This is a genomic window from Janthinobacterium sp. FW305-129, from assembly GCF_020858115.1.
Classification (GTDB): domain Bacteria; phylum Pseudomonadota; class Gammaproteobacteria; order Burkholderiales; family Burkholderiaceae_D; genus Janthinobacterium.
The window spans coordinates 568,575-580,015 of sequence record NZ_JACYMM010000003.1; the positions used below are offsets into that span (position 1 = coordinate 568,575).

8 protein-coding genes are annotated in these 11,441 nt (G+C 60.7%); 3 read left to right on the forward strand and 5 right to left on the reverse strand.

All coding sequences use genetic code 11. The features are described 5' to 3' along the window. Positions 1–140: 140 nt before the first annotated feature. Complete coding sequence (locus tag IGS61_RS08925; RefSeq protein WP_230539245.1) at positions 141–1,313, forward strand: acyltransferase family protein; 1,173 nt, start codon at positions 141–143, stop codon at positions 1,311–1,313. Here IGS61_RS08925 and IGS61_RS08930 read toward each other — a convergent pair. The 4 genes from IGS61_RS08930 to IGS61_RS08945 form a co-directional block, all read right to left on the reverse strand. After that, complete coding sequence (locus IGS61_RS08930) at positions 1,310–2,992, reverse strand: long-chain-fatty-acid--CoA ligase (RefSeq protein ID WP_230539246.1); 1,683 nt, start codon at positions 2,990–2,992, stop codon at positions 1,310–1,312. The genes IGS61_RS08925 and IGS61_RS08930 overlap by 4 nt on opposite strands. A 54-nt stretch (positions 2,993–3,046) precedes the next feature. Beyond that, on the reverse strand, positions 3,047–4,729 hold the full coding sequence (locus IGS61_RS08935; protein ID WP_230539247.1) for a long-chain fatty acid--CoA ligase: 1,683 nt from the start codon (positions 4,727–4,729) through the stop codon (positions 3,047–3,049). A gap of 276 nt (positions 4,730–5,005) precedes the next feature. After that, positions 5,006–6,055: an aminopeptidase gene (locus IGS61_RS08940; protein ID WP_230539248.1), complete on the reverse strand. Its 1,050-nt coding sequence runs from the start codon at positions 6,053–6,055 to the stop codon at positions 5,006–5,008. A gap of 1 nt (position 6,056) precedes the next feature. Continuing rightward, positions 6,057–8,132: a molybdopterin-containing oxidoreductase family protein gene (locus IGS61_RS08945; protein WP_230539249.1), complete on the reverse strand. Its 2,076-nt coding sequence runs from the start codon at positions 8,130–8,132 to the stop codon at positions 6,057–6,059. Positions 8,133–8,338: 206 nt separating this feature from the next. Between IGS61_RS08945 and IGS61_RS08950 the strand changes: the two genes are divergently transcribed. Beyond that, complete coding sequence (locus tag IGS61_RS08950) at positions 8,339–9,532, forward strand: M20 aminoacylase family protein (RefSeq protein WP_230539250.1); 1,194 nt, start codon at positions 8,339–8,341, stop codon at positions 9,530–9,532. Position 9,533: 1 nt separating this feature from the next. On the opposite strand, the gene IGS61_RS08955 is transcribed toward IGS61_RS08950, so the two are convergent. Beyond that, entirely contained in the window at positions 9,534–10,436 is a 903-nt protein-coding gene (locus tag IGS61_RS08955; protein WP_268993797.1) for an NAD(P)-dependent oxidoreductase, read from the reverse strand. An 89-nt stretch (positions 10,437–10,525) separates the two neighbouring features. On the opposite strand from IGS61_RS08955, the gene IGS61_RS08960 reads away from it, so the two are divergent. Beyond that, positions 10,526–11,098: an acyloxyacyl hydrolase gene (locus tag IGS61_RS08960; protein ID WP_230539252.1), complete on the forward strand. Its 573-nt coding sequence runs from the start codon at positions 10,526–10,528 to the stop codon at positions 11,096–11,098. Positions 11,099–11,441 lie beyond the last annotated feature (343 nt).

Consider the following 11,441-nt stretch of genomic DNA (forward strand, 5'->3'; position numbering starts at 1 on the left):
TAGTTGCATGATTGTAAGGTCCCAAAGCCGTCCCAGTGTCACCGCTCGTCACAAACAGCCCGCAATTGATCACTTTTCGCTGGATCGCCCCGTGTGGCCTGCCTATGCTGGGCTCTTCCTTCACCAGCGGACCCGCGACCATGACCACTGATTCTCGCCGTTACGATATCGATGCCTTGCGCTTTCTTGTCTTCAGCCTGCTGATCGTCTACCACACGGCCATGCTGTACCTGGACGGTGCCGCCTTCCACATGAAGAGCAGCTACTTGACGGAAACATTGAACTTTCCCATGGTCTTTATCAACCGGTGGCGCATGGAAATCGTGTTCCTCATTTCCGGCGTGTCGTGCGCCATGATGGCGCACGCCTCGCGCGGCGCCTTCCTGTGGCGCCGGATCAAGCGCCTGTTGCTGCCCCTGCTGTTTGGCGTGCTGGTGGTGATTCCCGTGCAGCCGTATTGCGAGGGCGTCAGCAACGGCCTGGTCGAGCCTGGCTATGGAGCATTTCTGCTGCACTACTTTGGCGGCTACGCCTGGCCGGCCGGCGCATTTACGGGCTGGAAAACCAGTTTTACCTGGAACCATCTGTGGTATCTGGTGTATCTGCTGCTGTACACCATCGTGCTGGTGGCGCTGCAGCCGCTGCTGGCCAAGGCCAGGCCGCTGTTGACGGGGCTGCGCGGCTGGCGCCTGTTGATCCTGCCCGCCCTGCCCGCGCTGGCGGCAACGGCTTTCCTGAAACTGCGCTATCCGGAAACCCATGCGCTGGTGAAAGACTGGTACGCGCACGCCATCTATTTCACCATGTATCTGTATGGCTGGTGGCTGGGCAATGACAAGGGAGTGTGGCAGGAACTGGCGCGCTTGCGCTGGCATGCGCTGCTGCTGGCGCCCTGCGCGTTTGCCGTGTATCTGGGCTTTGATCTCGTGTATTCGGAAAACCTGCTGACCTGGGCCTCAGCCGGCTCCTGGCCCATGCGCAACCTGTACATGTGGCTGGCCATCTGCGCCATCCTGGGCTGGTCGCACACCTTGCTGAATAAACCGTTTGCCTGGCTGCCATGGGCGCGCCAGGCCGTCTTTCCCTGGTACATACTGCACCAGAGCGCCATCGTGCTGCTGGCCTACTGGCTGGTGCCGTTAAAGCTGGGCCCCGTGCTGGAACCACTGCTGATACTGGCAGGCACGGTGGCGACTTGCTGGCTGGGAACGTCGCTGCTGATCAGCAAAGTGAACTGGCTGCGCCCCTGCTTCGGCTTGCCCGCCCAACCACGGCAAGCCGTGGCGGCAGACACAGCCTTATCGGCGCATTAAGCTGCTTTCTTTTCGTCGCGCAATTGACGGCGCAAGATCTTGCCGACGTTGGTTTTTGGCAATTCATCGCGGAACTCGATGTATTTCGGCTTCTTGTACGCCGTCAATTCATGCTTGCAATGCTCGCGGATCTGTTCCACCGTCAGGTTCGGGTCCTTGCGCACGACAAACACTTTCACGGCTTCGCCCGAATTGGCATCCGGCACGCCGATGCAGGCACATTCGAGCACGCCCGGGCAGGAAGCGACCACGTCTTCCACCTCGTTCGGATACACATTGAAGCCGGAGACGATGATCATATCTTTCTTGCGGTCGACAATCTTCACATAGCCGCGCTCGTCCATGACACCCACGTCGCCCGTCTTGAAGTAGCCGTCGGCCGTCATCGACTTGGCCGTCTCGTCCGGACGCTGCCAATATCCCGCCATCACTTGCGGGCCGCGCACGGCGATTTCACCCGGCTCGCCCAGCGCCACTTCCACGCCATCATCATTCAAAATAGCCACTTCCGTCGACGGGAAAGGCAAGCCGATGGTGCCCGTGAATTCCGTGATATCGACGCGGTTGCCCGTCACCACGGGTGATGTTTCCGACATGCCATAACCTTCGATCAGCGGGCAGCCCGTCAGTTTCAGCCAGCGTTCGGCCACGTTGCGCTGCAGGGCCATGCCGCCGCCATTGCACACTTTGTAGCTGGAAAAATCGAGCTTGGCGAAATCGGCATTATTCAGCAGCGCGTTGTACAAGGTATTGACGGCAGGGAAGACAACGATCTTGTGCTTGCTCAATTCCTTGACGAAGCCGGGGATGTCGCGCGGATTCGGAATCAGCACGCACATGCCGCCCAGACGCATACCCATCAGGGCGCTGACCGTCAGCGAATAGATGTGATACAGGGGCAAGGCGCACATGAAGCCCATCGACGTGGCGCGCATTTCCTTGGTCATCACGGGCGCCATCCACGCCTCGTTCTGCAGCACGTTGGCGATCACATTGCGGTGCAACAACATGGCGCCTTTCGATACGCCCGTCGTGCCGCCCGTGTATTGCAGGAAGACGATATCGTCATGGCCCTGCTCTACCGGCGTCAAGGTCAGGCGCGCGCCTTCGGCCAGCATCTTGTTGAAGCTGATGGCGTTCGGCAAGGAAAACGCCGGCACCATTTTCTTGATCTTGCGCACGACGAAGTTGACGATCGTGCCCTTCAAGCCGCCCAGCAAGTCGCCCATGGTGGCCACGATCACGTGCTTGACCTGGGTATGCGGCAGCACCTGTTCGACCGTGGTGGCAAAGTTTTCCAGCACGATGATGGCTTCGCTGCCCGAATCGATCAGCTGGTGCTGCAATTCGCGCGGCGTGTACAGGGGATTGACGTTGACCACCGTGTAGCCGGCGCGCAGGATCGCCGCCATGGCCACCGGATATTGCAGCACGTTGGGCAGCATGATCGCCACGCGCGCGCCCCGTTGCAGGCCCTTGCTTTGCAGCCAGGCGCCCATCTGCTGCGACAACTTGTCCAGTTCGCGGTAGGTGAGGAATTTATCCATGCACACGAAGGCATTGCGGTCCGCATAATTCTGGAACGACTCTTCCAACAAATGCGTTACGGAACGGTATTGCGTGCAATCAATCTCTGCGGGAACGCCGTCCGGGTACGACTTCAACCAAATCTTGTCCATCTCGCCTCATCTTTATCTGTAAAAGGGATGCGCCCCCTGGCGCATCCACATTGTTTATGCTGCTATCTTTTTCTCGTCGCGCAAGGCGCGACGCAAAATCTTGCCGACGTTGGTCTTCGGCAGTTCATCGCGGAATTCGATGTATTTCGGCCGCTTGTAGCCCGTGAACTGCTCCTTGCAATACGCGGCCAGCACTTCCTGGGTCAGGTTCGGATCCTTGCGCACGACAAACACTTTCACGGCCTCGCCCGAATGTTCATCGGGCACGCCCACGCAGGCGCACTCGAGCACGCCCGGATGGGCCGCGATGACGGCTTCGACTTCGTTCGGATACACATTGAAGCCGGAGACGAGGATCATGTCTTTCTTGCGGTCCACGATCTTCACGTAGCCGCGCTCGTCCATGATGCCCACGTCGCCCGATTTGAAGTAGCCGTCCGGCGTCATGACCTTGGCCGTTTCATCGGGACGGTTCCAGTAGCCGCTCATCACTTGCGGGCCACGGATGGCGATCTCGCCCGTCTGGCCCAGCGCTACTTCCTTGCCGTCATCGTCGAGGATGGCGATCTCGGTCGACGGAATCGGCAAGCCGATGGTGCCGGAGAACGCCGTGCTGTCTGCGCGGTTGCAGGTGGCGACGGGCGACGTTTCCGACAAGCCATAACCTTCGATGATGGACACACCCGTCACCTGCAGCCACTTGTCGTTGACAGCTTGCTGCACCGCCATGCCGCCGCCATTGGCGATCTTCAAGCCCGAGAAATCGAGCCTGGCGAAGTCGGGATGATTGACCAGCGCGTTATACAGCGTATTGACCGCCGGCAACAAATTGAACTTGTATTTGCCCAGTTCCTTGATCAGGCCCGGGATATCGCGCGGATTCGGGATCAGGATATTCAGGGCGCCCACGCGCGTGCCCCACATGGCGCACGCCGTCAGGGCAAAGATATGGTACAGCGGCAAGGCGCAGACGATGATCATCTGTTCCTTGCTGTTCTGGTCGAGCGCCGCGCCCGACCACGCTTCGCTTTGCAGCACATTGGCAATCACATTGCGGTGGCTCAAGGTCGCGCCTTTCGACACGCCCGTGGTGCCGCCCGTGTATTGCAAGAAAGCGGGGTCGTTGATGCTCAGCTCGACTGGCGTGAGTTTCATGCGGCTGCCCAGCGCCAGCGCCTGCTTGAAACGCATGGCGTTCGGCAGGGAATACGCGGGCACCATCTTCTTGACGTTACGCACGACAAAATTGACGAGCATGCCCTTCAAACCGCCCAGCATCTCGCCCATGCTGGCGACGACGATGTGCTTGACGGCCGTCCTGCTCAGCACTTGCTCGAGCGTATGGGCAAAGTTTTCCAGCACGATGATGGCTTCGCTGCCCGAATCGTTGAGCTGATGCTCGAGTTCGCGCGGCGTGTACAGCGGATTGACGTTGACCACCGTATAGCCGGCGCGCAGCACGGCGGCAATGGCCACCGGATACTGCAGCACGTTCGGCATCATCAGGGCCACTCTGGCCCCCTTCTTCAAGCCGCGGCTTTGCAGCCAGGCGCCCAACTGGCGCGAATAGGTATCGAGTTCGGCGTAGGTGAGAAATTTGTCCATGCAGACATAGGCCTTGCGGTCCGCATATTTTTGAAATGCCTCTTCCAGCACATGCACCAGCGAACGATATTGATCAGGATCGATGTCGGCGGGGACGCCGGGAGGGTACGACTTCAGCCAAATTTTTTCCATCCTGTGCCTCTTGTCTCGAATCATCGTGGGGGAGCCGGCGCACCTTGCCGGCGCGGATCATTGCTGCGGATTCTGTCGTCCGGCAGTCGGTTTGAGCATTCTGACGAGCAATTGCTCTATGCTACTAATGCGATGCTATCGGGCGCCGCGCTTCCATGCAAGCGCTTTCAACAGTATTCGAGCGGCAACTCTAGGGGTATTTTATGCTGCAATGCAGCATGACAAATACACTGTTGCAGGATCGCTTGCCCTGCCGTGCGGGACAAACTTTACGGGTCACGGGCTGGACAATTGTTCCAGCGCCTGCCTGCGCTCAGGCTTCTTGATCTGGGACATTGTGTGCACTGCAGCATAAAAAGCACGAAAGTTCTTTTTTTCTTCAAGCAATTTTTTGAAGGCAGGCAAAAATTCATTGTAGGTAGACACGGAAGCCAGGTGCGCATTGCTCAAGGGCTGCTCGAACCAGCGGTCGTAACCGGCAAAACCACCCCAGTTTTTCTTCAGCACCTGATACCCTTCTTGCAATGCCGCAAACACCTGCGCCTTGCGCGCGCGCTTGTCCGCATCGCTGGCGTCGCTTGCATACACGGCGTCCAGTTTCTCCCGATATGTCAGCAGCAAGGCCAGGAAATCCTGGCGCCGCGCCGCATACTGGGCGTACGACGCGCGCATGGCGTCATTGCCCTCGCGCGCCAGCCAGCGCTGCACGCCCGCCTCTTCCACGGCGCCGGCAAACGATTCGTTGAAGGCCGAATCGCCGGGCACGTACACCACCTGGTGCGCCAGTTCATGGAAGATCAGGCGCGCCAGTTCCGCATCGTTGTAATTGATAAAAGTCGACAGCAGCGGGTCGTCGAACCAGCCCAGCGTGGAATACGCGGGCACGCCGCCCACCTGCACGTCGTAATGCTGGGCGCGCAACTCGTCGGCATACGCGAGCGCCTCTTCCTTGCTGTAATAGCCGCGGTAACTGACGCAGCCGGCGATGGGGAAACACCATTGCAGCGGCTGCAGCGACAGTTCCGGCGTGGCCACCACGTTCCACAGCACGAACGGGCGCCGCAGGGACGCATAGTTCTTGTAGCTGCCATTGTCGGGCAAGTCCAGTTCGCTGACGGCAAAGCGGCGGATTTGCTGCGCCTTGGCCAGGCGCACTTTCAGGCGCGGCTCCGTGGCCGGGTCATCGAGCCAGTCGCCGATGGGACGCGCGCCGGACCACAGCGCATATTGCCCCTGCGCCGCCTGCGTGTAGTAGCGCAGCTGCGTGCAGCCGCCCAGCGGCAGGCACAGCATGCCGACAAGCAGCCGGGCCGGCCAGCGCGCCATGTCAGGCCACCTTTTCCACTTCGACCAGCGTGTCGTAGAAGGTTGGGGCGCGGCCCATGTCCGTCAGGCGCTGGCTGGTCACTTCATTGGCGTTCTTGCCATCGCTGGCGAGCTTTTTCCACCACACGGACAGGCCCACCACCAGGCCCCGTCTCGCCTTGTCCGTGACCCTGGCCTTGGCCACAAAACTGCCGCGGTCATTGAAGATGCGCACCATGTCGCCGGCCGCGATGCCGCGCGCGGCGCTGTCATCCGGGTGGATATCGAGGTGCGGCTCGCCTTCGGCCGCGCGCAGGCTTTTCACGTTCACAAAGGTGGAATTGAGGAAGTTGCGCGCCGGCGGCGAAATCATGGCCAGCGGGAAACGCGCCGCCAGTGCGGGATTGCTGGCTGGCGATTCGTGCGGCGCAATGTAGGTCGGCAAGGGATCGAGTCCCGCCTGCGCCATGGCTTCCGAATACAACTCGCATTTGCCCGATGGCGTGGGGAAACCGCCCGCGGCAAATGGCGCCTCGGGCATGGCCAGCTTTTGCCAGCCCGTGCGTTTCAGCGATTCCCAGTCGAAATGCACGGCGCGCGCATCCGTGTTGTCGAACGCCTTGGCCGCCAGCGCATCGTCGCTTTCCTGGAAGCATGGATCATCAAAGCCCATGTATCGGGCCAGCAGGCGGAAGATTTCCGTATTCGCCTTCGCTTCGCCCAGCGGCGCCACGGCCGCATTGTTCGCCATCATGTACAGATGGCCGTAGGTGGAATGCGCATCGACGTGTTCCAGTTGCGTGGTGGCGGGCAACACGATGTCGGCGTAATCGACGGTATCGGTCTGGAAATGTTCGAGCACGACCGTAAACAGGTCTTCGCGGGCGAAACCCTGCGCCACTTTCGCGGAATCGGGTGCCACCGCCAGCGGATTCGAGTTGTAGACGATCACGGCTTCCACTTGCGGGCCGAACTCGGGCGAGCTGGTTTTCAGCAAGTCGTCGCCGATGGTGCTCATGTTGATGGTGCGCGGCGTGCCTTTCAATAAGTCGGGACGCTGCAGGGCCTTGCGGTTGACGGGGAAGGAACCCGAGCTCGACAGCTGCATGCCGCCGGCAGGATGGCGCCAGGCGCCCGTCAGCGCCGGCAGGCAGGCGATGTTGCGCACGGCCATGCCGCCGCCATGCACGCGCTGCACGCCGTAGTTGGTACGGATGGCGGCGCCTTCGCCGGAGCGGCAGGCCTGGCCGTACAGGCGCGCCAGTTCCACCACTTCCGTGATCGTGATGCCGCACACCTCGGCCACCCGCTCGGGCGGCCATTCCAGGGCCCGCTGTTTCAAGGCCTCGTAACCAATAGTGTAGCGCTCGATGTAATCATGATCGAGCAAATCTTCCACAATCAAGACATGCATCAAGCCCAGCGCCAGGGCGGCGTCGGTGCCCGGCAGCAAGGCGATATGCTGGTGGCATTTTTCGGCCGTCAGCGAACGATAGGGGTCGATGGCGATCAGGGTAGCGCCATGGCGCTTGGCTTCCTGCGCGCGCATCCAGAAGTGCAGGTTCGAGGCGATCGGGTTGCCGCCCCAGATGATGATCAATTTCGCGTTCTGGAACTGCTCCAGGTCCGTGCCGATGCTGGCGCCCACCGTGTAGCGGTAGCCCGTGGCGCCGGCTGACGCGCAGATGGTGCGGTCCAGCAGGGAAGCGCCGAGCTGGTTGAAGAAACGCGAGGACATCGACTCGCCCTGCACCAGGCCCATGGTGCCACAGTAGCTGTACGGCAAGATCGCCTGCGGATCGCGCGCAGCGATCGGCTTCAAGCGCGCCGCGATGGTCGTCAGCGCTTCGTCCCAGCTGATGGGCTCGAACTTGCCTTCCCCCTTCTTGCCCACGCGGCGCAGCGGCGTCAGCAAGCGGTCCGCATGGTAGGTGCGCTCCGTGAAGCGCGACACCTTCGTGCACAGCACGCCAGCCGTGGTCGGGTGGTCGGGATCACCCTTGACGGCGGTGGCCACGCCATCGGTCACCGTGACCAGGAGGGCGCAGGTATCGGGACAGTCGAGCGGGCAGGCGGCGCGCACTTGGGTGGTGGTCATGGGGCAATCCAAAAACGTTGGGGGAAGGCGATACTGTAAACCATTCCGCGCGCTTGCTGTTGGCGCCATGGCAAGCTGGTCCGTGCGCTGGATTTACCCGGCAAACAAGGGCTACAATGCACTATTGGCCACGCCTGTTTTTGATCAAACAGCCGCGGTCCGGCGCGCCATACATTGCCGCGTGCCAGCATCCACAGGAGAGTCCCATGAAACTAGTTGATCCGATCTTGGCGTTTCAATCCGAGCTGCAAGGTATCCGCCGCGACCTGCATGCGCACCCCGAGCTGTGCTACGAAGAACAGCGCACCTCGGACGTGGTCGCCGCCAAACTGACGGAGTGGGGCATTCCCGTGGTACGCGGACTGGGCCGCACTGGCGTGGTCGGCATCATCCAGCATGGCAGCTCGACACGCGCCATCGGCTTGCGCGCCGACATGGATGCCTTGCCCATGCAGGAAATGAATACTTTCGAGCATGCCTCGCGCCACCCGGGCAAGATGCACGCCTGCGGCCACGACGGCCACACGGCGATGCTGCTGGGCGCGGCCCATTACCTGGCGCAACATCGCAACTTCGATGGCACGGTCTACCTCGTCTTCCAGCCGGCCGAAGAGGGCGGCGCCGGCGCGCGCGAAATGATAGCAGACGGCTTGTTTAGCAAGTTTCCCATGGACGCCATCTACGGCATGCACAACTGGCCAGGCGCCGAAACAGGCACCCTGAGCGTGGTGGAAGGCCCGATGATGGCGTCGAGCAATGAATTCCACGTCACCGTCAAGGGCAAGGGTGCCCATGCGGCCCAGCCCCACAAGGGTATCGATCCCGTGATGGTGGCCGTGCAGATCGCGCAAAGCTGGCAAACCGTCATCACCCGCAACAAGAGCCCGCTCGACACGGCCGTGCTGTCGATCACGCAGATCCACGCGGGCAGCGCCACCAATGTGATTCCCGACGACGCCAGCCTGGTCGGCACCGTGCGCACGTTTACCACGCCCGTGCTGGACCTGATCGAAGAGCGCATGCGCGACATCGCCGTGCACACCGCCGCCGCCTTTGGCGCCGAAGTCGAGTTCCACTTCAAGCGCAACTATCCGCCGCTGGTCAACCATGCGAAGGAAACGGCGTTTGCCGTCGAAGTGATGAAAAGCGTGGTGGGGGCCGACAAGGTCAACGCGAATGTCGAGCCGACCATGGGCGCGGAAGATTTCGCGTTTTTCTTGCAGGAAAAAGCCGGCTGCTACATCTTCATCGGCAATGGCGATGGCGAGCACCGCGACGGCGGCCACGGCCTGGGGCCGTGCGTCTTGCACAATGGCAGCTACGACTTCAACGACAACCTGCTGCCCATCGGCGCCAGTTTCTGGGTCAAGCTGGCCGAAGCGAGCCTGCCCGTCACTTGATTCAGCTCAACTTATCCGGACCGGTGCCCAGGCGCTGGCCCGGATTCAACGCTTCCAGGGCCAGCAAGGCCGCCGCATGGTCTGCCGTCGGGTGCGTGGTAGCCAGGGTTTCATAGCGCTGCGTCACCAGTTGCGTCACCGGCAAGGTGACGTGGGCCGCCTCGGCCGCCGCGAGGATATTGTGCATATCCTTGATCTGGCTTTTTACCTGTCCACCGGCAATAAAGTTACGTTCCAGCATGCGCTGGCCATGCACCTCCAGAATCTTACTCTCGGCAAAACCGCCACGGATAGCCGTGCGCACGGCAGCCGCATCGGCGCCGGCCGCCTGGGCCAACAGCAGGGCTTCCGCCACGATATTCAGGGTCGCGCCGACGATCAGCTGATTGCACAGCTTGGCAACCTGGCCACTGCCGGGTGGCCCCACCAGGGTCGGTCGCCCCATGGCCGCCAGGATAGTTTCCACGCGCGCGTAATCGCCGGCGCTGGCGCCAGCCATGATCGCCAGCGTACCCGCCTGTGCCCCGCCGACGCCACCCGACACGGGCGCATCGATGAAGCCATGGCCGGCGGCGTGCAAAGTGGCATGAAATTGCCGGGCTTCCGATTGCTTGGTGGAACTCATATCGACCCACAACGCTCCTGCGCGCAAGGCCGGCAACGCTTCCTGCAGCACCGTTGCTACGACGGGGCCGGCTTCCAGCATCGAGATGACCACATCTGCGCCATTGACCGCCTCAGCCACGGAAACGGCCGCCTGCGCCCCTGCCGCACGCAGGACTTCGGCCTTGCTGTGCGTGCGATTCCAAATTGTGACAGAATATCCAGCGCGTAGCAGGCAGCGGACCATCGGATCCCCCATCAGACCGATACCGAGAAATGCGATTTTTGTAGAGAATGTCAATTGAACCCCTGAAATCAACAAGTGGCGAGAGCGGCATGCAAAAAAGCTGCCTGCGCAGACAAGACAATAGCCTATCGGCCAATTTTACGATGAAAGCCTCTATGTTCTTCAAGAAGAATCTCCTCAAATCCATCGCCGCCGTTGCCGCGCTGATGGCAGCCAATGCCGGCTTTGCCGCCGACGACAAACTGATCGACTCCGTCTACGGCGAATATGCCAAGGGCGTGAAGGTACAAATGGTACGCGCCGGCGTCACCTCGAACTGGGACAAGGCCTGGTTTGTATCGAATGGCACGCAGCTGAGCGGTTACTGGGATGCCAGCATCGGCGGCTGGGATGGCAAGAGCTATCGCAATGTCCCTGGTCAGCATCAAAAACTGTGGGACCTGGGCTTTACTCCCGTCTTCCGCTTTGAAAACACGAACAAGCTGGGCTTCTATGCAGAAGGCGGCATTGGCGTACACATGCTGTCCAAGCTGTACGATAACGACGATAACCGCCTGTCGACCCACTTCCAGTTCGGCGACCATATCGGCGTCGGCTATATCTTCAATAACAAATGGGAAGTTGCTGCGAAGATCCAGCATTTCTCGAATGGCGGCTACAAGAAACCAAATAGCGGCGTCAATTACATGAACGTCAAAGTCGCTTATCACTTTTAATGGGTTTGATAAATGATAAAGGCAGCGCATAGCGCTGCCTTTTTTTCGTCTGTTGCATGCACAGCCGACGAATGGACAGCCGGGGTCAGTCACTTCGTGATCGGGATGTGCCCCACTGGAGCGCATCCCCCCGCCTCGCACGCTGGCGATGACCTTGGCGTTGGCGGTGTTGAGGGTCTGACCCCAGCCTTCGTTTGGGGTCACCATCACAAACCGCCAGACGAAAAAAAACCCGACCATTGCTGATCGGGTTTTTCTCTACTGCGAATAACAAGCCTGACGATAACCTACTTTCACACTGGTTGCAGCACTATCATCGGCGCAAAGTTGTTTCACGGTCCTG